At 72.1% G+C, this 22,810-nt stretch carries 16 protein-coding genes and 1 riboswitch; of the genes, 13 read left to right on the forward strand and 3 right to left on the reverse strand.

Going from position 1 to position 22,810, the window contains the following annotated elements; all coding sequences use genetic code 11:
• Nucleotides 1-60 precede the first annotated feature (60 nt).
• Nucleotides 61-1,476, reverse strand: a complete 1,416-nt coding sequence (locus tag ACZ6JS_RS17125) for a DUF2079 domain-containing protein (RefSeq protein ID WP_469298664.1) — start codon at nucleotides 1,474-1,476, stop codon at nucleotides 61-63.
• A 244-nt stretch (nucleotides 1,477-1,720) separates the two neighbouring features.
• Between ACZ6JS_RS17125 and mfd the strand changes: the two genes are divergently transcribed.
• The 3 genes from mfd to ACZ6JS_RS17140 all read left to right on the forward strand — a co-directional run bounded on the left by mfd (nucleotide 1,721) and on the right by ACZ6JS_RS17140 (nucleotide 7,628).
• Nucleotides 1,721-5,257, forward strand: a complete 3,537-nt coding sequence (gene mfd / locus ACZ6JS_RS17130) for a transcription-repair coupling factor (RefSeq protein ID WP_469298666.1) — start codon at nucleotides 1,721-1,723, stop codon at nucleotides 5,255-5,257.
• Between the two features lie 167 nt (nucleotides 5,258-5,424).
• Entirely contained in the window at nucleotides 5,425-6,054 is a 630-nt protein-coding gene (locus ACZ6JS_RS17135) for a hypothetical protein (RefSeq protein WP_076044654.1), read from the forward strand.
• Nucleotides 6,051-7,628: a protein kinase domain-containing protein gene (locus tag ACZ6JS_RS17140; protein ID WP_469298668.1), complete on the forward strand. Its 1,578-nt coding sequence runs from the start codon at nucleotides 6,051-6,053 to the stop codon at nucleotides 7,626-7,628. Before ACZ6JS_RS17135 ends, ACZ6JS_RS17140 begins: the two co-directional genes overlap by 4 nt.
• A 28-nt stretch (nucleotides 7,629-7,656) precedes the next feature.
• Here ACZ6JS_RS17140 and ACZ6JS_RS17145 read toward each other — a convergent pair whose 3' ends face one another.
• Nucleotides 7,657-10,011 (reverse strand): YfhO family protein, encoded by a 2,355-nt coding sequence (locus tag ACZ6JS_RS17145; protein ID WP_469298670.1) that lies wholly within the window; start codon nucleotides 10,009-10,011, stop codon nucleotides 7,657-7,659.
• Nucleotides 10,012-10,204: 193 nt separating this feature from the next.
• Here ACZ6JS_RS17145 and ACZ6JS_RS17150 point away from each other — a divergent pair, with 193 nt between their 5' ends.
• Both ACZ6JS_RS17150 and ACZ6JS_RS17155 read left to right on the forward strand, forming a co-directional pair.
• Nucleotides 10,205-10,825: a SurA N-terminal domain-containing protein gene (locus tag ACZ6JS_RS17150; protein ID WP_469298671.1), complete on the forward strand. Its 621-nt coding sequence runs from the start codon at nucleotides 10,205-10,207 to the stop codon at nucleotides 10,823-10,825.
• Nucleotides 10,826-10,853: 28 nt separating this feature from the next.
• Complete coding sequence (locus tag ACZ6JS_RS17155) at nucleotides 10,854-11,912, forward strand: nucleoside triphosphate pyrophosphohydrolase (RefSeq protein WP_469298673.1); 1,059 nt, start codon at nucleotides 10,854-10,856, stop codon at nucleotides 11,910-11,912.
• 15 nt (nucleotides 11,913-11,927) lie between these two features.
• On the opposite strand, the gene ACZ6JS_RS17160 is transcribed toward ACZ6JS_RS17155, so the two are convergent.
• Nucleotides 11,928-13,112, reverse strand: a complete 1,185-nt coding sequence (locus ACZ6JS_RS17160) for a globin domain-containing protein (protein WP_469298675.1) — start codon at nucleotides 13,110-13,112, stop codon at nucleotides 11,928-11,930.
• Between the two features lie 179 nt (nucleotides 13,113-13,291).
• On the opposite strand from ACZ6JS_RS17160, the gene ACZ6JS_RS17165 reads away from it, so the two are divergent.
• The 8 genes from ACZ6JS_RS17165 to ACZ6JS_RS17200 all read left to right on the forward strand — a co-directional run bounded on the left by ACZ6JS_RS17165 (nucleotide 13,292) and on the right by ACZ6JS_RS17200 (nucleotide 22,756).
• Nucleotides 13,292-14,569 (forward strand): cytochrome P450 family protein, encoded by a 1,278-nt coding sequence (locus tag ACZ6JS_RS17165; protein ID WP_469298677.1) that lies wholly within the window; start codon nucleotides 13,292-13,294, stop codon nucleotides 14,567-14,569.
• Between the two features lie 88 nt (nucleotides 14,570-14,657).
• Nucleotides 14,658-15,680, forward strand: a complete 1,023-nt coding sequence (locus ACZ6JS_RS17170; protein WP_469298678.1) for a LysM peptidoglycan-binding domain-containing protein — start codon at nucleotides 14,658-14,660, stop codon at nucleotides 15,678-15,680.
• Nucleotides 15,681-15,959: 279 nt separating this feature from the next.
• Nucleotides 15,960-16,130: riboswitch (cyclic di-AMP (ydaO/yuaA leader) on the forward strand.
• A 3-nt stretch (nucleotides 16,131-16,133) separates the two neighbouring features.
• Nucleotides 16,134-16,841, forward strand: coding sequence for a transglycosylase family protein (locus tag ACZ6JS_RS17175; RefSeq protein ID WP_469298680.1), 708 nt, complete (start codon nucleotides 16,134-16,136; stop codon nucleotides 16,839-16,841).
• A gap of 285 nt (nucleotides 16,842-17,126) precedes the next feature.
• Complete coding sequence (eno, locus tag ACZ6JS_RS17180; RefSeq protein ID WP_030028493.1) at nucleotides 17,127-18,413, forward strand: phosphopyruvate hydratase; 1,287 nt, start codon at nucleotides 17,127-17,129, stop codon at nucleotides 18,411-18,413.
• 90 nt (nucleotides 18,414-18,503) lie between these two features.
• Nucleotides 18,504-18,992, forward strand: coding sequence for an FtsB family cell division protein (locus tag ACZ6JS_RS17185; protein ID WP_350994213.1), 489 nt, complete (start codon nucleotides 18,504-18,506; stop codon nucleotides 18,990-18,992).
• A 52-nt stretch (nucleotides 18,993-19,044) separates the two neighbouring features.
• Nucleotides 19,045-19,587, forward strand: a complete 543-nt coding sequence (locus tag ACZ6JS_RS17190; protein WP_469298682.1) for a DUF501 domain-containing protein — start codon at nucleotides 19,045-19,047, stop codon at nucleotides 19,585-19,587.
• The gene (locus ACZ6JS_RS17195) at nucleotides 19,584-20,555 is read left to right on the forward strand and encodes a Ppx/GppA phosphatase family protein (protein ID WP_469298684.1); all 972 of its coding nucleotides are present in this window, start codon (nucleotides 19,584-19,586) and stop codon (nucleotides 20,553-20,555) included. The genes ACZ6JS_RS17190 and ACZ6JS_RS17195 overlap by 4 nt, the downstream gene beginning before the upstream one ends.
• A gap of 815 nt (nucleotides 20,556-21,370) precedes the next feature.
• Nucleotides 21,371-22,756 carry an NAD(P)/FAD-dependent oxidoreductase gene (locus ACZ6JS_RS17200; protein WP_469298685.1) on the forward strand — a complete coding sequence of 462 codons (1,386 nt, stop codon included), beginning with the start codon at nucleotides 21,371-21,373 and terminating at the stop codon, nucleotides 22,754-22,756.
• Nucleotides 22,757-22,810 lie beyond the last annotated feature (54 nt).

Raw genomic sequence — 22,810 nt, forward strand, 5'->3', positions numbered from 1 at the left:
GACACAACGGTCCCGGGCCTGCGCCCTTCCCGCGTCCGGCACGGGCCGGCGCCGGCCGGGTCAGCCGGCGCTGTCGCGCTGCATCAGGACGATCCCGCCGGCCTCGCCCACCAGGGTGTACCGCTCGCCGGGGTGGAGCTGGGAGGCGTAGTGGGTCGGGTCCTCCCCGGCCCACTTGTTGCCGTTGTCGATGGTGATCCAGTCGGGGACGACGCCCTTGCTGCCGCCGATCCACAGGACGCGGCAGCGGGAGGTCAGCCGGGTCAGCGGGGTGGTGTCGGCCTCCACGGTGGCCCCGTCGGGGATCCGGTCGAGGAGCTTTTCGATCGCGACGACGCGGTCGGGCTTGTCGTACGTGGACGCCTCCGTGAGCTTGGCCGTCGGCATGCTGGTCATGGCCAGGGCGAGGGCGGCGGCGAGCACCGCCGTGGGCAGCTGGAGGGCGTAGGAGCGCAGCCAGGGCCGCTCGCCGCGCCGGACGGTGTCGATGGCGTCCACGAGGGCGAGGGCCACGACGGGCATGAGCACGGCGCTGTAGTGCCAGTCGGTGGACCAGTAGTGGTCGTCCCCGGACAGGAACCGCCAGCCGAGGGTGGGTGCGGCGACGAGCAGCAGCGGCGAGCGCAGGGCGAGCAGCCCGGCGGTGGGGATCAGCACCCATCCCAGCGTGGCCAGCTTCGTACCGGTGCCGGCGAAGGGCCCCGCACCGTCGATCTTGTGCCAGTAGCCGTATCCGTCGGTCGCGAACGCCGGTATGAACACGGTGAACACCAGTACGGCGAACACGCAGGCGGCGGCGGCGAGGCCGAGCGCGGCCCAGGCGGTGCGCCGGTCGGTGGTGCGGCTGCGCCAGGCCACCACGACGGCCAGGGCGGCCAGTGTGAAGCCGAGGTCCTCCTTGACGAGGAGCAGCGGCAGCCCCCACAGCAGGGCGGCCCGCCAGCGCCGGGCCAGGACGGCCTCCAGGGCGAAGGCAAGCAGCGGCACGGCGAAGGCGATCTCGTGGAAGTCGAACTCCACCGCCCGCTGGACGCCCCAGGACAGGCCGTACGCGACGCCGACGGCGATCCCGCGGGGACGGCCGAGGAGCCGGGAGGCCGCCCGGGTCACCGGGACCGCGGAGAGCGCGAACAGCGCGGCCTGTACCACCAGCAGGGTGACGGGCCCGGGGAAGACCCGGTAGACGGGGGCGACGAGCGCGATGATCGGGCTGAAGTGGTCCCCGAGGATGTTGGCCCCAGGCCCCTTCAGGTCGGCGACGGGCGTCCGGAGGTGGGCGTAGGCGCGGATCGCCTGCTCGAAGATCCCCAGGTCCCATGAGGCCCAGTCCATGCGCCGGAACCGGCCGACGGACAGGACGAGGTAGACGAGGAACAGCCCGGAGGCCACCAGCCAGGGCCCGGCCGCGCGGGGCACGGCCGCCCTCGCAGGGGCCTGGGCCGCCGGTGCCGGGCGGGCTATTGCATCGCTCGTCACGGACTCGTGCTCCTCGGCCGTTCGGCGTGAACTCCTGCGGGTGGGGACGCGGCGAGCTCATGCGGTGGTTACCCGAACATCGTAAAGCGGGAGCAACGCCTCCAGGATGACGAGGGGCGCGCGCCCGCGTCGTGACCCGAATCCCTCGCGCGTCGCCGTGGGCGCCGTCGTAGGGTGGAACCCCCGGCCCGTACGACGTGTCGGGTCCTTCGCGTTGCCCCTTCACCGGACGGAAAGCCTCCTCATGAGCCTGCACGGACTGCTCGACGCCGTCACCCGGGACGCCGCCCTCACCGAGGCGGTCACCGCGGCCGGTGACGGCAACCGCATGCACCTGGACCTCGTCGGACCGGCCGCCGCGCGCCCCTTCGCGATCGCCGCGCTGGCGCGGCGGACCGAGCGGACCGTGCTGGCGGTCACCGCAACCGGGCGCGAGGCCGAGGACCTGGCTGCCGCGCTGCGCTCCCTGCTGCCGCCCGACGAGGTGGCCGACTACCCGTCCTGGGAGACGCTGCCGCACGAGCGGCTCAGCCCGCGCAGCGACACCATGGGCCGCCGGCTGGCCGTACTGCGCCGACTGGTGCACCCCAGCAAGGACGACCCGGCCGCGGGTCCCGTCAGCGTGATCGTCGCGCCCATCCGGTCCGTGCTCCAGCCGCAGGTCAAGGGCCTGGGCGAGCTCGTTCCGGTGAGCCTGCGGCAGGGCGGGACCGCCGACCTGGGCGAGGTCACCGAGGCGCTGGCGGCGGCCGCCTACGCACGCGTCGAGCTGGTGGAGAAGCGCGGCGAGTTCGCCGTGCGCGGCGGCATCCTGGACGTCTTCCCGCCCACCGAGGAGCACCCGCTGCGGGTGGAGTTCTGGGGCGACGAGGTCGAGGAGATCCGCTACTTCAAGGTCGCCGACCAGCGGTCCCTGGAGATCGCCGAGCACGGCCTGTGGGCGCCGCCCTGCCGTGAGCTGCTGCTGACGGACACGGTGCGGGAGCGGGCCCTGGCCCTGGCCGAGGCGCACCCCGAGCTCGGCGAGCTGCTGGGCAAGATCGCCGAGGGGATCGCCGTGGAGGGCATGGAGTCCCTCGCCCCGGTCCTGGTCGACGACATGGAGCTGCTGATCGACGTGCTGCCCGCCGGGGCGATGGCCGTGGTCTGCGACCCGGAGCGGGTACGGACCCGGGCCGCCGACCTCGTCGCGACCAGCCAGGAGTTCCTGATGGCGTCCTGGGCGGCCACCGCGGGCGGCGGGGACGCCCCCATCGACGTCGGCGCGGCCTCGCTGCGCGGTATCGCGGACGTCCGCGACCGGGCCCGGGAGCTGGGCATGATGTGGTGGTCGATCTCCCCGTTCGCCGCCGACGACACCGACCTGGCGGCCGACACGCTCAAGCTGGGCATGCACGCCCCGGAGGCCTACCGCGGCGACACCGCCCGTGCGCTGGCCGACACCAAGGGCTGGATCGCCGACGGCTGGCACACCGTGTACCTGACCGAGGGCCACGGCCCGGCCGCCCGCACCGTCGAGGTCCTCGCCGGCGAGGGGATCGCCGCCCGGCTGGAGCCGGACCTGGGCCGGCTCGAGCCGAGCCTGGTCCACGTCTCCTGCGCATCGCTCGACAACGGCTTCGTCGACCCGGTGCTGCGCCTGGCCGTGCTCACCGAGACCGACCTGACCGGGCAGCGGACCGCGACGAAGGACCTCGGCCGGATGCCGACCCGCCGCCGCAAGACGATCGACCCGCTGACCCTGGAGGCCGGCGACTACATCGTCCACGAGCAGCACGGAGTGGGCCGCTACGTCGAGATGGTCCAGCGCACCGTGCAGGGCGCCACCCGCGAATACCTGCTGGTGGAGTACGCGCCGGCCAAGCGCGGTCAGCCCGGCGACCGCCTCTACATCCCCACCGACCAGCTGGAGCAGGTCACCAAGTACGTCGGCGGCGAGTCCCCGACGCTGCACCGGCTCGGCGGCGCCGACTGGACCAAGACGAAGGCGCGCGCGAAGAAGGCCGTCAAGGAGATCGCCGGCGACCTCATCAAGCTCTACAGCGCGCGCATGGCCGCCCCCGGGCACACCTTCGGCCCCGACACACCCTGGCAGCGCGAGCTGGAGGACGCCTTCCCGTACGCGGAGACCCCCGACCAGCTCACCACGATCGCCGAGGTCAAGGAGGACATGGAGAAGTCGGTCCCCATGGACCGGCTGATCTGCGGCGACGTCGGCTACGGCAAGACCGAGATCGCGGTCCGGGCGGCCTTCAAGGCCGTCCAGGACGGCAAGCAGGTCGCCGTCCTCGTGCCCACCACCCTCCTCGTGCAGCAGCACTTCGGGACCTTCTCCGAGCGCTACAGCCAGTTCCCGGTCAACGTGAAGGCACTGTCCCGCTTCCAGAGCGAGACCGAGTCGAAGGCCACGCTGGAGGGCCTGCGGGAGGGCTCGGTGGACGTGGTCATCGGCACCCACCGGCTGTTCTCGCAGGAGACGAGGTTCAAGGACCTGGGCCTGGTCATCGTCGACGAGGAGCAGCGCTTCGGCGTCGAGCACAAGGAGCAGCTGAAGAAGCTCCGCGCCAACGTCGACGTGCTGACGATGTCCGCGACGCCGATCCCGCGCACCCTGGAGATGGCGGTGACCGGCATCCGCGAGATGTCGACGATCACCACCCCGCCGGAGGAGCGCCACCCGGTGCTCACCTTCGTCGGCCCGTACGAGGAGAAGCAGATCGGTGCGGCCATCCGCCGTGAACTGCTGCGCGAGGGCCAGTGCTTCTACATCCACAACCGGGTCGAGTCCATCGACCGGGCGGCGGCCAAGCTGCGCGAGATCGTGCCCGAGGCGCGGATCGCGACGGCGCACGGCCAGATGTCGGAGCAGGCGCTGGAGCAGGTCGTCGTCGACTTCTGGGAGAAGAAGTTCGACGTCCTCGTCTCCACGACCATCGTCGAGTCGGGCATCGACATCTCCAACGCCAACACCCTCATCGTGGAGCGCGGAGACAACTTCGGCCTCTCACAGCTGCACCAGCTGCGCGGCCGGGTCGGCCGCGGCCGCGAGCGCGGGTACGCCTACTTCCTGTACCCGCCGGAGAAGCCGCTGACGGAGACCGCGCACGAGCGGCTCGCGACGATCGCCCAGCACACCGAGATGGGCGCCGGCATGTACGTGGCGATGAAGGACCTGGAGATCCGCGGCGCGGGCAACCTGCTCGGCGGCGAGCAGTCCGGTCACATCGCGGGCGTCGGCTTCGACCTCTACATCCGCATGGTGGGCGAGGCGGTGGCCGACTACCGGGCCGCGGTGGAGAACGGCGGAGTGCAGGAGGAGCCGCCGCTGGAGGTCAAGATCGAGCTGCCGGTCGACGCGCACGTTCCGCACGACTACGCGCCGGGCGAGCGGCTGCGCCTCCAGGCGTACCGGTCCATCGCGTCGGCCGCCTCCGAGGCGGACATCAAGGCCGTGCGCGAGGAACTCACCGACCGCTACGGCAAGCTCCCGGAGCCGGTGGAGAACCTCCTGCTGGTGGCCGGGCTGCGGATGCTGGCGCGGGCCTGCGGGGTCGGCGACATCACCCTCCAGGGCAACAACGTCCGCTTCGGCCCCGTCGAGTTGCGCGAGTCGCAGGAGCTGCGCCTGAAGCGCCTCTACCCGGGGTCGGTGCTCAAGCCCGCCACCTCGCAGGTGCTCGTCCCCCGCCCCAAGGCGGGCAGGATCGGCGGCAAGCCGGTGGTCGGCCGGGAACTGCTGGCCTGGACGGGCGAGTTCCTCACCACCATCCTCGGCTCGTAGGAGCCGGCGGCCGCGGCGGGGGAGCGGGGGCTCCCCGGCCGCGGCCCCCCCACGGCGGGGCCGTGCTGCGACCCTGCAACGGTTGCGTGCATCCCCTCACTGATGGCCGGGAACGCTGTATACCCTCAGACGCGAAACCTCTTCCGCACGGCCCGTCAGGAGCAGCGATGCACGGCCCCGGCCTTCCGCCGCAGCACGCCCCCCAGTCCACCTCGGGCGGCGTGGTGACACTGCGCGTGGTGTTCATGCTGCTGCCCATCCTGAGCTGCGGCTTCCTGGCCTGGGGTGCGATGCTGCGGCTCGCGCTGGTCACCCGCAGGTCCCGGGACTGGGCGCTGCTGGTGCTCAGCGGTGTGCTCGCCGTCGTCTGGATGACGCTGATCCAGATCGACCCCACCCCCGACGTCAACGGCTGGCAGGGCAACCTCGGCGCCGGTGGCTCGATCCTCACGGGCTTCGCGGTCTGCGTGTACTTCCTCGTCGCCGACATCAAGCACCACGAGGCCCTGCGCTCTGCGGCGCCCGCGCCCTGGTACCCGGGACAGCCCGCGCCCTACAACCACCCGCAGCAGACCTCGCCCTCCTACGGCTACCCGCACGCCCAGGCCCCCACCGTGATCTCGGGCCAGACGCCGGCCGTCCCGCAGGTGCCGCCGCAGCCGACCCCGCCCCCGCGCATCGGGCAGGTCCGCGCCGAACTCGACGAGCTCAGTGAGCTGCTGCGCAAGCAGACCCCGCCGCCCGGCGGCCACCACCAGGACCCGAACCAGACCGCCTTCCGGGATCCGCAGCAGTGACCGACCGCCTCATCGGGGACCGGTACCAGCTGGCGAGCATTCTGGGACAGGGCGGCATGGGCCAGGTCTGGACGGCCTACGACCGGCGCCTGGACCGGCGGGTCGCCGTCAAGCTGCTGCGCCCCGACAAGGTCGCCGGCCCCGGCACGGTCGCCGAGGAGCTGCGCCGCCGCTTCGTGCGCGAGTGCCGGGTCACGGCGCAGGTGGACCACCCGGGGCTGGTGACCGTCCACGACGCGGGCAGCGACGGCGACGAGCTGTTCCTCGTCATGGGCTATGTCGAGGGCTCCGACCTCGCCGACCACCTCGCCGCCCACGGCCCCTACCCGTGGCAGTGGGCGGTCGCGGTCGTCGCGCAGCTGTGCTCGGTCCTGTCGGCCGTGCACGCGGTGCCGATCGTCCACCGCGACCTGAAGCCCCGCAACGTGATGGTGCGCCCGGACGGCACCGTCCTGGTCCTCGACCTCGGCGTGGCCTCGGTCATGGACACCGACACCACCCGCCTCACCAGCACCGGCACGCCGATCGGCAGTCCCGCGTACATGGCGCCCGAGCAGGCGATGAGCGGCGCGGTGGGTCCGTACACCGACCTGTACGCGCTCGGTGTGCTCCTCTACGAACTCCTCAGCGGCAACGTCCCCTTCGCCGGGTCCACCGCCCTGGGAGTGCTCCACCGCCACCTGTACGAGGCCCCGGTCCCGGTCCGTTCGCAGCGCCCGGAGGTCCCGCAGGAGCTGGAGGCGCTCCTGATGCGCCTGCTCGCCAAGGACCCGCAGGACCGGCCGTCGTCGGCGCAGGAGGTCTACGAGGCGCTCGCCCCGCTGCTGCCGGCCCGGGGCGGCCGCGGCGCGTCCGGCCCCCTCGACCCGACCCGGCCCTTCGTACGGCCGCAGGCGCCCTGGCCGGACCGGGCCGCGGCGATCCCGCCGCGGCCGACCGCACCGCCGACGTCCACGCCGACGGGGACCCCCGTGCCGTCCGCGTCCGCGCCGACCCCCACGCGGACCCCCGCGCCGGTTCCACAGAAACCCGACATCCCGGGCGCGGTGGACCAGGCCCGCACCCTCCTGGACCAGGGGCGGCTCACGCAGGCCGTGGACATCCTCGGCGGCATCCTCCCGGCGGCGGCCGCCGAGCACGGCGAGCACTCCCCGGTGGTCCGCTCCCTGCGCAAGCAGTACGCGGCCACGCTGATGGACGACGGGCAGTACCGCCGCGCCCTGCCCGAACTGCGCCGTCTCGCGGAGGAGTTCCCGCCGGGCGACCCGCAGTCGCTGCGGTTCCGCTACGACGCGGCGCAGTGCCTGGAGCAGCTCGGCGAGCCGGCCGCCGCCCTGGCCGAGTACCGCTCGCTGCTCCCGTATTTCGAGAACCGCTATGCCAACCCGGACCAGGCCCTGCCGCTGGAGATCCGCCGCCGGATCGCGCACCTGCTGCTCTCCCTCGGCGACCGTCCGGCGGCCCACGACGCCCTGGCCCGGCTGCTGTTCGACGCGGAGCGCCTGCATGGGCCGGCCCACCCCTTCCCGTCGGAGATACGCCGCACCCTGCAGTGGCTCAGCCAGGTCCGCTGACGTCCGGCCCGTCGCGGGAACAGCCCCGTCACGCCGGCCGGCCGCCGCCGCGGCGGGTGCGCAGGGCGGTGACCGGGAGGAGCGCCACGGCCGCCGCAGCGACCGACAGTCCGGGGAGCAGCCCGGGCGGGCGGAAGGAGCAGGCGACCCGCGTGGTGCCGGGGTCGAGGGGGACCGCGACCAGCCCCAGGTGGGCCGATGCGGGGCGGTCGTTGCAGGTCCAGCCGGCGATCGCGGGGACGGAGAGGACCGCCGTGCCCGTGCTGCCCGGGGGCAGGTCGGCCCGGACGCCGGAGGAGCCGACCCGGACCGAGGTCGCGGCCGTGGCGCGCAGGGCGGCCACCGCCGCGTCGAGGCGGGGGCGGTCCAGGCAGGACAGGGTCCAGCGCGGCGGCGGTGCCGCGTCGAAGACCAGCGCCGAGGAGGCGCCGCGGGAGACGCCCATGGGCTGGAGGGCCGCCCGGTTGCGGGGGGCGTTGCCGTTCAGCCGGAAGGCGGGGCCGTCGGCGAGGCGGGCCGTCGCGTTGTACTCCGGAGCCCACAGGTGGGCCTCGGTTCCCGCGCGGCAGACCCCGGGCGCGAGCGGGTCCTCGTACACGCGGGCGCCCAGCAGCAGTTCCTGGTTGGCGAAGGGGGAGTCGCCGTAGGAGAGGGGTGCTCCGGGCGGGCGGGTCGTCACCAGCGGTGGCACCTCGGCGCGCAGCACCGTACCGTCCGGCTGGAGGCGGGCGCCGACCGCGAAGACGGCGTCGGTGACCGGGTTGTCGATGCTCTGTACGTTGCGGCCGCGGGAGGTCCAGCCGGCGCCGAGCGCGACCATCGTCCGCGTGAACACCTCGGGGGTGTGGCTGCTGTAGTAGGAGCCGCCCTCTCCGCCCAGCAGCAGCGGGTCGTTGCCCGACAGGGCGGGCCGGCTGGGGTCGGTGCGGTACGCCGGCCAGCCGTCGGCGGCCGCCAGGGCGCGGGCGCGCGCGGTGTGGTCCTCACCCCAGGGCGGGTAGTCGTCGAGGCCGCCCAGTTTGCCCTTGTGGCCGAAGGCGGTGGTCGCGGCCGCCTGCGTGAGGAGGACCAGGGCCAGCAGGGCGGCCGCCGGGAGTGCCAGGCGCCGGTGGCGCAGCGCCCACCAGGCCGCGCCCGCCAGCGCCAGGCCGCCCGCGAACAGGCCGTAGCCCCAGGTCGTGGTCAGGGTGCTGCCGCGCGCCCACAGGGCGGCGGCCGCCAGGAGGCCCGCACCCGCGGCCAGCGCCGACGGCCGCGGCGGGCCGACCTCCAGCGCGGTCCAGGCGGCGATGACGGCGATCCCGGCCAGGACGAAAGTCTGCCGGTACGGGCTGCCGTTGGGGGTGGCGAACAGGTGCCAGGCCAGATGGGTCGGCGCCCACTGCAGGGAGAGCGCGACGGCCGCCGTCAGCGCCGTCCACCACAGCCGGTCGCGCAGCGGTACCGGTCGGTGGAAGGGCAGCGCGGCGACCAGCAGCAGGGTGCCGGCGGCGACGAAGACGGCGGGGGAGGAGAAGGAGTACGTGCCGGGCAGCAGCCGTGCGAAGAGGTCCGCCCAGGACACCGGCCGGAACTCCTTGACCCAGCCCGGATAGGCCCGGCCGGAGCTGAGGAACAGCGGGAGGAGGACCGGCGCCACCAGCGCGATGCCCGCCACGGTGGTCCCGGCCGCCCGCGCGACCACCGCGGTCCGGGTCCGCACGCCCTCCCGGGTCAGCACCACCCGTAGCAGCAGCACCAGCGCGGCGCCGAGCGTCGCCATGTAGGCGGTGTAGAAGTTCGCCGTCCAGCAGACGGCGACGACCGGCGGGGCGAGCAGCAGCCGCCGCCCGCGCAGGGCCCATTCACCGGTCAGGCACAGCAGGGGGAAGGCGATCAGCCCGTCCAGCCACATCGGGTTGTAGGAGGCCTCGATCACCGACCAGCCGCACAGGGCGTACGAGGCGCCGAGCAGTCCGGCCGCCCACCACGGCCCCCGGTGCAGGGTGCGCAGCAGCCAGGCCATGGCCGCGGCGGCGGCCGCCGTCCTGAGGACGGTGACGACGTACACGGCCAGGTCGATGTCGGCGCGCGGGAAGACGGCGACGAGGACGGAGAGCGGGCCGGTCAGGTAGGTGCCGAGGTCGGGCAGGAAGCTCGTGCCGTAGCCGGACTGCCAGTTGAACAGCAGTCCGCCGTGGGCGCGGCCGTGGAGGAGGTCCCACAGGTGCGCGTGGAAGGGTACGAACTGATTGCCGAGGTCGTTGACGCTGCGGTGGCGCGATCCGTACGGGAAGACGCGGGCTGCGGCGTCCCCGGCGCACACGGCCACCGCCGTGAGCAGGGCGGCGAGCGCCGAACCGGACAGACTGCGGCGGCGCGGCGAGCGGAGCGGTGTCGACATGGTGGGCCGACCCTGGCAGCACCGGGGGAAGCGGGGATGGCCGCGGAGTGGCTGCGACACGAACAGACACGTACCCCGGACACCCCGCGAATCGTTGGTCGAAGCGGTGGCCCGGGCCACCCTTACTGCATACCATCGATCACCGCACGGCCCTTGTGCATTGACGCACAATCTCCCGGCCCTGGAGGCTCCTTTGCACCGTCGCACTGCGCTCTCCGTCTCCGCCGCCCTGCTCGTGGCGGCGCCCCTGCTGTCCGCCTGCTCGGGCGAGACCCGGCCCGGCACCGCGGCCGTCGTCGGCGGTGAACGGATCACCACCTCCGCGCTCCAGGCCCAGGTGCACGATGTCCGCACCGCACAGAACCGGTCCGAGCAGGCCGCGACCCTCATCGCGAACACCCCCCAGCTGGAACGGATCAAGCTCGGCAAGATGATCCAGCTGCGGGTGCTGGAGCGGGCGGCGAAGGACGCGGGCATCTCGGTCACGACCAAGGAGATCGAGGACGCCCGCAGGGCCCAGGAGGGCGACAAGGGCGCGGCGGCGCTGGAGCAGCTGGCCCTCCAGGCCCGCGTCCCGCTGGCGCCCGGGCAGATCGACGAGGACCTTCGCTTCCGGCTGCTGCTCGACAAGCTGAGCGAGCGCTTCGGCGAGGAGCGGATCATCGAGCCGCTCACCAAGGCGGCGGAGGCCCTCGACATCGAGGTGAACCCGCGCTACGGGGCCTGGGACGCCAAGCAGGTCGGCCTCGGACCGGTGGACACCGCGTGGATCACCCAGCGGACCCGGCCCGAGCAGGAACCCGCCGGAGCCTGACGCCCCCCGGCGGAGGTAGGTTCGGAGGGTGACCGACCACACCCAGTCCACCGCCGCCGCCGAGCCCGCCGGCCGTATCGTCCTGCTGACCACCAGCCACCGGGTCGCCCCCGGGGTGCTGTCCTGGCCGGCGTGGCAGACCCTGCACGCCGCGGACCGGGTGCTGTGCGCCGATGCCGGCCACCCGCAGCTGCCGTACCTGCGGGAGGCGGGCGTCGAGGTCGAGCACGCGGCTCCGGACGCGCACGAGCTGGTGGCGGCCTGTGCGGGCGGCCGCACGGTCGTGGTGCTCCCGAGCGGCGAGGGCGACCAGCGGCTCACCGACGGCCTGGCCCGCCTGGCCGGCTCGGGCCGGGTCTCCATGCCCGACCTGGAGCTCCTTCCCGGCTCGTACGACCTGCCGGGCGCGCGCCTGCTGGACCTGGTGCAGGTGATGGACCGGGTCCGCCGCGAATGCCCGTGGACCTCCCGCCAGACCCACCGGGGCCTCGCCAAGTACGCGATCGAGGAGGCGTACGAACTCGTCGAGGCGATCGAGGCCGGGGACCGGGAGGAACTGCGCGAGGAACTCGGGGACGTCCTGCTCCAGGTCGTCTTCCACGCCCGGATCGCCGAGGAGGGCGTGCCGGACGACGCCGGGGCCGGCGAGGACGGCGAGGACGGCGAGGACGGCGACGAGGAGGCCCTCGGCGCCTTCTCCATCGACGACGTGGCCGGAGCCCTCGTGCAGAAGCTGATCCACCGCCACCCGCACGTCTTCGGGGACGCTCAGGCCGAGACCCCGGAGGACGTCCACGCGCACTGGCAGCGCACCAAGGCGGTCGAGAAGCGGCGGGAGTCGGTCACCGACGGGATCCCGGTGGGCCAGCCGGGCCTGGCACTTGCGGCCAAGCTCGCGGGCCGGGCCCGTACCGGCGGTGTCGCCGTGGAGCTGCCCCGCGGCGAGGGCGTCGGCTACGAACTGCTGGCGCTGGCGGCGCGCGCCGAGGCGGAGGGCGTCGACCCCGAGACCGCGCTGCGCGCGGCGGCCCGCGTCTACCGGGACGCGATCCGGGCGGCCGAGGGCGTGGGAGCACCCGCGCGGTAGTCCCCTCCCGGCCGTTCAGTACTCCGTGGGGCCGCGGGCCGAGGGGTTGTGCCAGTGCGGTGCCGGGCGGTTCAGGAACCATTCGCCGAAGCCCAGCGGGCGGCCCCCCGGCCCGTCGCCGGCGCCCGCGGCGGGTACGCAGTCGTGGAAGATCCGGTCGGGGCGGGCGCCGAGCCCCTTGAGCAGCCGCGCGGTCTCGTCGATGAACTGCGGCGGCCCGCTGAGGTAGACGTCCTGGTCGGGCCACAGCCCCCGGTTGCACAGCGCCGTCGCCAGCCGGTCGGTGGCCTCGTTGCGGTGCCGGCCGGGTGCGGGCGTGATGTAGGTGACGTCGAGCCAGCCGCACGAGGTGCCGTACGCGTCGATGAGCGGGCGGTCGTAGAGGTGCGCGCCGTCCCGGGCCACCACGAAGAGCCGTACGTCCTGATCGGGCGGCCGGTCCGCGAGCTCCTCCAGCATGGCCCGGATCGGGGCCCAGCCGGTGCCGGCGGCGATCAGGCTGACCGGGCGGTCCGAGCGGCGGAAGGTCAGCTGTCCGCCCGCGGCGCCGAGTTTCAGGACGTCGCCGGGCTGCGTCTCGCGGACCAGGGCGGTGCTCAGCCGCCCGCCGTCGACCCGGCTGACGTGCAGGTCGACGGTCCCGTCCGGGCGGGGGGCGTTGCCGATGGAGTAGGTGCGCCAAGTCCTGGGGACGCGTTCGCTGCTCACGCTCGTGTACTGGCCGGGGAGATACGGGAAGGGGGCGTGCGGCCGCAGGGTCAGCACGCCGATGTCCCGCCCGTACTGCAGGTGGCGCACGACCTCCGCGTCCCACCACGGCGGGTCCTCGCTCGCGTCGGCGCCGGCGAGCATGGCGTCGGCGATCAGCTGGTAGGCCTCGGTCCAGGCCTTCTCCACCTGCGGGGTCCAGGCGTCGCCGGAGGTCTCGGCGAGCGCGGCGAGCAGGCTGGAGCCGACGACCGCGTAGTGCTCGGGGCGGGCCAGGAACTTGCGGTGGTCGCGTCCCAGGTCGTGCAGGTAGGGGCCGAGGGCCTCGTCGTCGAGACGGGAGACGACGTGGGTGAGTGCGGCGAAGAGCCGGTCCCGCTGGCGTTCCATGTCCTCGGAGGAGACCGGGAAGAGGTCGCGGACTCCGGGGTTGTGCCAGAAGAGGTGGGAGTAGAAGAACTTGACCGCGTGCTCGGCCCGTCTCTCCACCACCGCGAAACTGCTTTTCAAGATCCTCACATCCACCGACCGACAGTAGGAGTGCCGGACGGGGCGAGGTCAAGTGTTGTCCGATCTGCGGACAGCCGCGACGAAGCAGTCATATGGGATGACGAATTGGCGGGTTGCGGCCCGCGCCGGTCCGCCGGCGCGCGGCGGCTACTGTCGGGGACATGCACGATCAGTCGTCCACTCCCTCCGTCGGCGCGGCGCCCGAACTCTTCACGTGGGAGTTCGCGACCGACCCCTACCCGGCCTACGCCTGGCTGCGCGAGAACGCGCCGGTGCACCGCACCAAGCTCCCCAGCGGCGTCGACGCCTGGCTGGTCACCCGGTACGCGGACGCCCGGCAGGCCCTCGCCGACCAGCGGCTCAGCAAGAATCCGGCGCACCACGCGGAGCCCGCGCACGCCAAGGGCAAGACCGGGATCCCGGGGGAGCGCAAGGCGGAGCTGATGACGCATCTGCTGAACATCGACCCGCCGGACCACACCCGGCTGCGGCGCCTGGTGTCGAAGGCGTTCACCCCGCGCCGGGTCGCGGAGTTCACCCCGCGGGTGCAGGCGCTCACCGATCACCTCATCGACCGGTTCGCGGGGAGGGGGGAGGCGGACCTCATCCACGAGTTCGCCTTCCCGCTCCCCATCTACGCCATTTGCGAGATGCTCGGAGTACCGCGCGAGGACCAGGACGACTTCCGCGACTGGGCCGGGATGATGATCCGCCACGGCGGCGGGCCGCGCGGCGGCGTCGCCCGATCGGTGAAGCAGATGCGGACCTATCTCGGCGAACTCATCCACCGCAAAAGGGATGATCTGGGAGACGACCTGATCTCCGACCTGATCCGGGCGAGCGACCACGGCGACCACCTGACCGAGGGCGAGGCCACCGCGATGGCCTTCATCCTGCTCTTCGCCGGCTTCGAGACGACCGTCAACCTCATCGGCAACGGCGTCCACTCCCTCTTCATGAACCCCGTCCAGCGCGAGCGGCTGCAGCGCTCCCTGGGCGCCGGGGAGAGCGGGCTGCTGACCACCGGTGTCGAGGAACTCCTGCGCTACGACGGCCCCGTGGAGCTGGCGACGTGGCGCTTCGCCACCGAGCCGCTGACCCTCGGCGGCGAGCGCATCGAGACCGGCGACCCGGTCCTGGTCGTCCTCGCGGCCGCCGACCGGGACCCCGAGCGGTTCGCCGACCCGGACACCCTCGACCTCTCCAGGAGTGACAACCAGCACCTCGGCTACGGACACGGCATCCACTACTGCCTGGGCGCGCCGCTCGCCCGCCTCGAGGGGCAGACCGCCCTCGCGACCCTGCTCACACGCCTGCCCGATCTGGAACTGGCCGTTCCACCCCAAGACCTGCGCTGGCGTGGGGGGTTGATCATGCGGGGGCTGCGCACTCTTCCCGTTCGCTTCACGGTTCAAAACACCTGTGCGACTTCTGATTAAAAGTCAGATTCAGCTTGAACTTGTGACAATCGTTCGAAGGCCGCTAGGTTCTGCCGTTACCCCGCTGTTATGCGAAAGGTGATCCCTCATGCTCTCCGGGAACGGCCGTCACAGACGCCCCCGCCAGGTCCCCGCGCTGGTCGTCACAGCCGGTGTCACTGGCTCTGCGCTGGCCATGCCGCTGCTGGCAGCCACCAGCGCGACCGCTGCCGACACCGCCACTTGGGACAAGGTGGCCGAGTGCGAGAGCGGCGGCTCATGGAGCGCCAACTTCGGCAGCGGCGCGTACGGCGGGCTCCAGTTCACCCAGGAGCAGTGGCAGAACGCCGGTGGTCTGGACTTCGCCGAGCGGGCCGACCTCGCGAGCCGCTCGCAGCAGATAGCCGTGGCCGAGCGCGTGTTGGCCTCCCAGGGTCCGCAGGCCTGGCCGCTGTGCGCGGCCTCCGCCGGACTGGACCAGCAGGGTCCGGCCGCCGTCGTCGACCCCGGTCTGCCCGGCAGCCCCGGCGTGGTGGGCCCCGCGCCGTCCCGCCCCGACGACACCGTGCCCTCCACCACGGGCGGCAAGCCCGCCACGGACTTCGGACTCCCGACCGCGGAGACCCCCAGCCCCTCGGGCAGCCCCTTCCTGATTCCCGACGCGCCGTCCGTCGGGCTGCCCGTCATGCCCGCGCCCGACGCCCCGACGACGCCCCCGACCACCCCGGTCGGCCCGACCGACCCGGCGACCCCGCCGGTGACGCCCGCCGACCCGACGGCCCCGACCCTGCCGACGGACCCGTCGACGCCCACGACCCCGCCGGTCGCCCCGAGTCCCTCCCCCACCGCCCCGGCGACCCCGGGGGCGCCGGCGGCCCCCGCGACCCCGGAGGCCGCTCCCGGCGAGGGGAACGGCAAGCACCGCGGTGCGCCCTCCCCCGAGGAGAGCGCCTCGTCCGATGCCGCGTCGGACCCCCTCTACACGGTGCAGGCGGGCGACAGCCTGGCGACCATCGCGGATGCCAAGGGCGTGAAGGGCGGCTGGAGCGGGCTCTACGCGGCCAATGAGCAGGTCATCGGCGGAGACGCCAACCTGATCAAGCCCGGCCAGAACCTGGATCTAACCACCTAATAAGGACAGTTGGTTCGCCCGGAAAGACCTGATTGTCTGTTTTCTGTAAGTGAGACATGCGTCTCTTCCGGTCAACTGGCGTGTCTCGCCCGGGGGCTTCCGCAAACCCCGTCCTCACCTGCGCAAACACCCCTGCGGGGAGCGCAAGTAGGGGCCGTTTCTCCCCGATGCTCCTGGTTGAGCATCGGGGAGAGACATGTCTACCTTCTGATTCGCCCGCCACCGCGGGCTCCTTCGACCGCATCGCCGAATCCTGCCGGCGGACGGGGGGAACAGTCGTCGCGTCGAGCGCCGAAGGCAGGAGCGGGGGAACCAAGGTAGGTGCCGCGAGCCGCCGTTGAGAGACGGCCGGCAAGCGGCTTGGGGTTAAGCGGGGCGCAAGGTCGCACCGCCGGGCACTCACAGGCCCGAACCCGACAGCTCACCTCGTAGGCGTCGGTGAGGAGAAACCTCATGCTGCTTTCCGGCAAGGGCAAGCACCGTCGCGGTTCCAAGGCCGTTCGCATCGTCACGCTCGCCGGTGTCGCCGGTGTGGCCGTCGCCGCCCCCCTGATGACCGCGGGCGCCGCCAGTGCCGCCACCGCGTCCGAGTGGGACAAGGTCGCGCAGTGCGAGTCCGGTGGCAACTGGTCCATCAACACGGGCAACGGCTACTACGGCGGACTGCAGTTCTCGTCCTCCACGTGGGCCTCGTTCGGCGGCAAGTCGTACGCCCCGCAGGCCAACCAGGCCTCGAAGGCGCAGCAGATAGCCGTGGCCGAGAAGGTCCTCAAGAAGCAGGGCAAGGGCGCCTGGCCGCACTGTGGCAAGGGCCTGTCGAACTCCTCCTACACCGGTGGCGGCTCCACCGAGACCCCGGCCTCCACCAAGCCGAAGGCCGAGACGAAGAAGACCGAGACCAAGAAGACCGAGACCAAGGCCGCGCCGAAGAAGGACACCAAGCGCACCGAGGTCCCGACCACCCGCTCCGAGCGCACCGAGGCTCCGGCCGCGCCGAAGACCGGCAACGGCTCGTACGAGGTCAAGCCCGGCGACACCCTGGGCACCATCGCCGAGGCCAACGGGGTCAAGGGCGGCTGGCAGCAGCTCTTCGAGCTGAACAAGGACATCGTCTCGGACGCCGACCTGATCTACCCCGGTCAGAAGCTGAAGCTCAGCTGAACGACGCGGCAGTAGCCGCAAAAGCGTACGCAACACGCAGATTTCCCACCGCCCGGCGCCCCTCCCCCCACGCGCCGGGCGGCGGTGCGTGCGGGCTCGCGCATCCCCTTCGAGGCCGATAATCAAGGGCTGTATGTCCCGGAAGAGGGGTATTCGGTCCCTTTTTCGTCCCAGGGGACGGGCGGTCGGCCGGTCGAACCCCCGAAGCCGGTTAGGCTCTAGGCGGCAAGGCCATCCCACGGCCTGACACGCCACCGCACACCCAGCGTCACATCCCAGAAGGAGATGCTCGTGCCGTCCATCGACGTCGTCGTAGCCCGGGAAATCCTGGACTCCCGAGGCAACCCCACGGTCGAGGTCGAGGTGGGCCTCGACGACGGCAGCACCGGCCGTGCTGCCGTTCCGTCCGGTGCCTCCACCGGTGCATTCGAGGCCATCGAGCTCCGTGACGGTGACCCCAACCGTTACATGGGCAAGGGTGTCGAGAAGGCCGTCCTCGCCGTCATCGAGCAGATCGGCCCGGAGCTCGTCGGCTACGACGCCACCGAGCAGCGCCTGATCGACCAGGCCATGTTCGACCTGGACGCCACCGACAACAAGGGCTCGCTCGGCGCCAACGCCATCCTCGGCGTCTCGCTCGCCGTCGCCCACGCCGCGTCCGAGGCCTCGGACCTCCCGCTCTTCCGCTACCTCGGCGGCCCGAACGCGCACCTGTTGCCCGTTCCGATGATGAACATCCTCAACGGTGGGTCGCACGCCGACTCCAACGTGGACATCCAGGAGTTCATGATCGCCCCGATCGGCGCGGAGTCCTTCTCCGAGGCACTGCGCTGGGGCGCCGAGGTCTACCACACCCTCAAGAAGGTCCTGCACACCAAGGGCCTCTCCACCGGTCTCGGTGACGAGGGCGGCTTCGCCCCGAACCTGGAGTCCAACCGCGCCGCGCTCGACCTCATCATCGAGGCCATCAAGCAGGCCGGCTACACCCCCGGCAAGGACATCGCGCTCGCGCTCGACGTCGCCGCGTCCGAGTTCTACAAGGACGGCAAGTACGAGTTCGAGGGCCAGTCCCGCTCGGCCGCCGAGATGACCGACTACTACGCCGAGCTCGTCGAGGCGTACCCGCTCGTGTCCATCGAGGACCCGCTGTTCGAGGACGACTGGGCCGGCTGGAAGACCATCACCGACCGCCTGGGCGCCAAGGTCCAGATCGTCGGCGACGACCTCTTCGTCACCAACCCCGAGCGCCTGGCCCGCGGCATCGAGGAGGGCTCCGCGAACGCCCTGCTCGTGAAGGTGAACCAGATCGGTTCGCTGACCGAGACCCTCGACGCCGTCGAGATGGCCCAGCGCAACGGCTTCAAGTGCATGATGTCGCACCGCTCCGGCGAGACCGAGGACGTCACCATCGCCGACCTCGCGGTCGCCGTGAACTGCGGTCAGATCAAGACCGGCGCCCCGGCCCGCTCGGACCGCGTCGCCAAGTACAACCAGCTGCTGCGCATCGAGGAGATCCTCGACGACGCCGCGGTGTACGCGGGCCGCAGCGCCTTCCCGCGCTTCAAGGGCTAATCACGCTCTGCCTCCGTACGTCCCCGCACTCGGTCCCGTACCGTGTGCGGGGACGTATTGCGTAGTGCGTACAAAAGGGGAGGCGGACCAATGGCCGGGAACCGGGATCGGTTCTCCACCTTCTCCACCGCGACGCGGCTCAAACAGCTCGGTGAGCGGACCGCGGCCCACGTCTACCGCTCGCAGTCGCGCCGGCAGGTGCGCCGCAGCCGCCTCACGGGCAGGGCCGCCCTCCTGGTGCTCGTGCTCTGTACCCTGGTCGTCGCCCTCGCGTATCCGATGCGCCAGTACGTCTCCCAGCGCTCGGAGATCGCGGAGCAGCAGCGGGCCGCCGCAGCCGCACGGGACCGCCTGGAGCGGCTCCGCGACGAGAAGGCCCGCTGGCAGGACGACGCCTACGCGGAGCAGCAGGCGCGCAAGCACCTGCACTTCCTGCGTCCGGGGGAGGTCGGCTACATCATGAGCGACCCCGGGTCCCGCCCGCCGGAGCCGCACCGGACCGGCCAGGCCGGCTCCGACCGCCCCTGGTACTCCAACGTCTGGGACGGCGTCGACAAGGCCGACCGCCCGGGCGACTAGCACCGCAGCACCGCAGCACCCATCCACGAGAACGAAGAGACTTCCTCCAGGCATGCAGACGCCCCCGCCCCAGACCGACCGCACCGAGCCGACCGACGCGGACATCGAGGCGTTCGAGCAGCAGCTCGGCCGCCCGCCGCGCGGGCTGCGCGCCATCGCGCACCGCTGCCCCTGCGGGCAGCCCGACGTGGTGGAGACCGCCCCGCGGCTCCCCGACGGCACCCCCTTCCCGACGCTGTACTACCTGACGTGCCCGCGCGCGGCCTCGGCCATCGGCACCCTGGAGGCCAACGGTGTGATGAAGGAGATGCAGGCGCGGCTCGCCGACGACCCGGAACTCGCCGCCGCCTACCAGGCCGCGCACGAGGACTACATCCGCCGCCGCGATGCGATCGAGGTGCTCCAGGGCTTCCCGAGCGCCGGCGGGATGCCGGACCGGGTCAAGTGCCTGCACGTGCTCGTCGGCCACTCCCTGGCCGCCGGCCCCGGCGTGAATCCGTTCGGCGACGAGGCCCTTGCGATGCTGCCCGAGTGGTGGGCCAAGGGTGCCTGCGTCACGCCGTGCGGGGAGAAGAAGGAAGAGGAGTCCGAGTGACCCGGGTCGCGGGCATCGACTGCGGTACGAACTCCATCCGGCTGCTCGTGGCGGACTGCGACCCGGCCACGGGAGAACTGGTCGAGCTGGACCGGCGGATGGTCATCGTCCGCCTCGGACAGGGCGTGGACAAGACCGGGCGCCTGGCCCCGGAGGCGCTGGAGCGCACCTTCGCCGCCTGCCGCGAGTACGCGGCGGTCATCAAGGAGTTGGGCGCGGAGCGGGTGCGCTTCGTGGCGACCTCCGCCTCCCGTGACGCCGAGAACCGCGACGACTTCGTGCGCGGCGTCGTGGAGATCCTGGGCGTCGAGCCCGAAGTGATCTCCGGGGACCAGGAGGCGGAGTTCTCCTTCACCGGCGCCACCAGGGAGCTGACCGCGCACGAGCACCTCGAGCGGCCGTTCCTGGTGGTCGACATCGGCGGCGGATCGACCGAGTTCGTGGTCGGCGACGACCACGTGCGGGCCGCCCGCTCCGTGGACGTGGGCTGCGTCCGGATGACCGAGCGCCACCTGGTGGTGGACGGTGTCGTCACCGACCCGCCGTCCGAGAAGCAGATCGCGGCCGTCCGGGCCGACATCGAGGCCGCGCTGGACCTGGCGTCCCAGACCGTCCCGCTGACCGAGGCGCGCACGCTGGTGGGCCTGGCGGGCTCGGTGACGACCGTCGCCGGGATCGCGCTGGGGCTGCCCGAGTACCGGTCGTCGGAGATCCACCACTCGCGGATCTCCTACGAGCAGGTCCGCGAGATCACCGAGCGGATGCTGACGGCCACGCACGACGAGCGCGCGGCGATCCCCGTGATGCACCCGGGCCGGGTCGACGTGATCGGCGCGGGCGCGCTCGTCCTGCTGGCCGTCATGGAGCGCACCGGCGCCTGTGAGGTCGTGGTCTCCGAGCACGACATCCTCGACGGCATTGCCTGGAAGACCGCAGAAGAGGTCCGGATGGACAAGCAGCGGTCCTGACCAGCGGAAACGCCGAACGGCGGTGCTCCGGTCCGTCGACCGGAGCGCCGCCGTTCGGCCTGGGAGCCAGATGTTGCGGCAGATGTCGCGGCGGTCGCCCACCCGGACGGCGAGGATGACGAGCTCGCCGTCCAGGCCCCGGCGCGGTCAGGGCGGCGAGGATCCGCATCGCTGCCGGCCTGTCGATTGATGGGGTCCGCAAGACAGGCGCGGGCTTCGCGCACGGTCACGGCGTTCTCGTCACTCATGAAGGCTTGCCGGTGCGCCGCGCAGAAGGGCCGGACCGCGTGTTCCAGCCCGAGGGCGGCGCCGCGGCATTGCGGGCGAGCAGCGGGTGCGGGCAACCGCACGTACGTGTGCGGTTACCGCAACGACCCGTGGTCCCACCCGGGATCACCGGCGGAATCATCTGGTCCAGCGGCCAAACGACCTTCGAACCAGGGTGTGGGGGTCCTGGAAGCCGTGATCGAGAAAAAGTTCGTGAAGTTCTTCACAAGGAAAAGGGTCCTACGGGGTCACCGGAAGGGCCCTTCGGGGTCTTCCGGTGGCTCTCGAGCCCCTTTTGTCTCGCGTTCGTGCGATCGGCGGAGGCTGCGGGTTCCGCGTCGGAGGTAAGGACGAAACCCGGTGGTCTACTCCGGTCGAGGCCTTGGAGGCCAGTTCAGGACGGGTGAACAACGACTCCCGTTACATCCTGGTTCCCGCCCGCCGCCATGACGTCCGTCACGTGGGCGGCGGAGTGTAGCAGAGGCCTTCCGAGTCCTTGTGAAGGGGCTCACGAGCAACACCCCATTGGGTGCTGGATACTCGTTCTCATGAGCACCACGGAGCGTCCCAGGATCCTCGTTGTAGGAGGTGGGTACGTAGGCCTGTACGCAGCCAAGCGCATCATGAAGAAGATGCGCTACGGCGAGGCGACCGTCACGGTCGTCGACCCGCGCTCGTACATGACCTACCAGCCCTTCCTCCCCGAAGTGGCCGCAGGCAGCATCTCGCCTCGGCACGTCGTCGTCCCGCTGCGACGCGTGCTGCCCAAGGCAGAGGTTCTCACCGGCCGGGTCACCAGCATCGACCAGGACCGCAAGGTCGCCGTCGTCACGCCGCTGGTCGGCGAGGCGTACGAGCTGCCCTTCGACTACCTGGTGATCGCGCTCGGCGCCGTCTCCCGCACCTTCCCGATCCCCGGCCTCGCAGAGCAGGGCATCGGCATGAAGGGCGTCGAGGAGGGCATCGGCCTGCGCAACCACGTCCTCGAGCAGCTCGACAAGGCCGAGTCCACGACGGACGAGAGCGTCCGCCGCAAGGCCCTCACCTTCGTCTTCGTCGGCGGCGGCTTCGCCGGCGCCGAGACGATCGGCGAGGTCGAGGACATGGCCCGCGACGCCGCGAAGTACTACTCCACGATCAAGCGCGAGGACATGCGCTTCATCCTGGTCGACGCGGCCGACAAGATCCTCCCCGAGGTCGGGCCCAAGCTCGGCACCTGGGGGAAGGAGCACCTCGAGTCCCGCGGCATCGAGATCTACCTCAACACCTCCATGGACTCCTGCGTGGACGGCCACGTGGTGCTGAAGAACGGCCTCGAGGTCGACTCCAACACCATCGTCTGGACCGCCGGCGTCAAGCCCAACCCGGTCCTGGCCCGCTACGGCCTGCCGCTCGGCCCGCGCGGCCACGTGGACGCCCAGCCGACCCTCCAGGTCACGGGCACCGACTACATCTGGACCGCCGGCGACAACGCGCAGGTTCCGGACGTCGCCGCCCGCAAGGCCGGCGTCGAGAACGCCTGGTGCCCGCCGAACGCCCAGCACGCGCTGCGCCAGGCCAAGGTCCTCGGCGACAACGTCATCTCGGGCATGCGGGGCTTCCCGCAGACCGAGTACTCGCACTCCAACAAGGGTGCCGTGGCGGGCCTCGGCCTCCACAAGGGCGTCGCGATGATCGTCATGGGCAAGACGAAGATCAAGCTCAAGGGCCGGCTCGCCTGGTACATGCACCGTGGCTACCACGGCATGGCCATGCCGACCTGGAACCGCAAGATCCGCGTCTTCGCCGACTGGACCCTCGCCATGTTCCTCAAGCGCGAGGTCGTCTCCCTCGGTGCGCTGGAGACCCCGCGCGAGGAGTTCTACGAGGCCGCCAAGCCGGCGCCGGCCCCGGCCGCCGCGGCTGCCCCGGCCGAGAAGGCCAAGGCCTCCTGACCCTGCGTCGCAAGCCCGGCCGCTGAGCCGGCCGAATGTACGACCCCGAAGGGG

The sequence above is a fragment of the Streptomyces sp. NPDC046349 genome (assembly GCF_055587885.1).

What these genes read in the sequence shown, in the direction of transcription:
- ACZ6JS_RS17165 (WP_469298677.1), top strand. Translation starts at nt 13,292, where the DNA reads ATGCACGATCAGTCGTCCACTCCCTCCGTCGGCGCGGCGCCCGAACTC.
- mfd (WP_469298666.1), top strand. Translation starts at nt 1,721, where the DNA reads ATGAGCCTGCACGGACTGCTCGACGCCGTCACCCGGGACGCCGCCCTC.
- ACZ6JS_RS17200 (WP_469298685.1), top strand. Translation starts at nt 21,371, where the DNA reads ATGAGCACCACGGAGCGTCCCAGGATCCTCGTTGTAGGAGGTGGGTAC.
- ACZ6JS_RS17145 (WP_469298670.1), bottom strand. Translation starts at nt 10,011, where the DNA reads ATGTCGACACCGCTCCGCTCGCCGCGCCGCCGCAGTCTGTCCGGTTCG.
- ACZ6JS_RS17135 (WP_076044654.1), top strand. Translation starts at nt 5,425, where the DNA reads ATGCACGGCCCCGGCCTTCCGCCGCAGCACGCCCCCCAGTCCACCTCG.
- ACZ6JS_RS17190 (WP_469298682.1), top strand. Translation starts at nt 19,045, where the DNA reads ATGCAGACGCCCCCGCCCCAGACCGACCGCACCGAGCCGACCGACGCG.
- ACZ6JS_RS17185 (WP_350994213.1), top strand. Translation starts at nt 18,504, where the DNA reads ATGGCCGGGAACCGGGATCGGTTCTCCACCTTCTCCACCGCGACGCGG.
- ACZ6JS_RS17175 (WP_469298680.1), top strand. Translation starts at nt 16,134, where the DNA reads ATGCTGCTTTCCGGCAAGGGCAAGCACCGTCGCGGTTCCAAGGCCGTT.
- eno (WP_030028493.1), top strand. Translation starts at nt 17,127, where the DNA reads ATGCTCGTGCCGTCCATCGACGTCGTCGTAGCCCGGGAAATCCTGGAC.
- ACZ6JS_RS17170 (WP_469298678.1), top strand. Translation starts at nt 14,658, where the DNA reads ATGCTCTCCGGGAACGGCCGTCACAGACGCCCCCGCCAGGTCCCCGCG.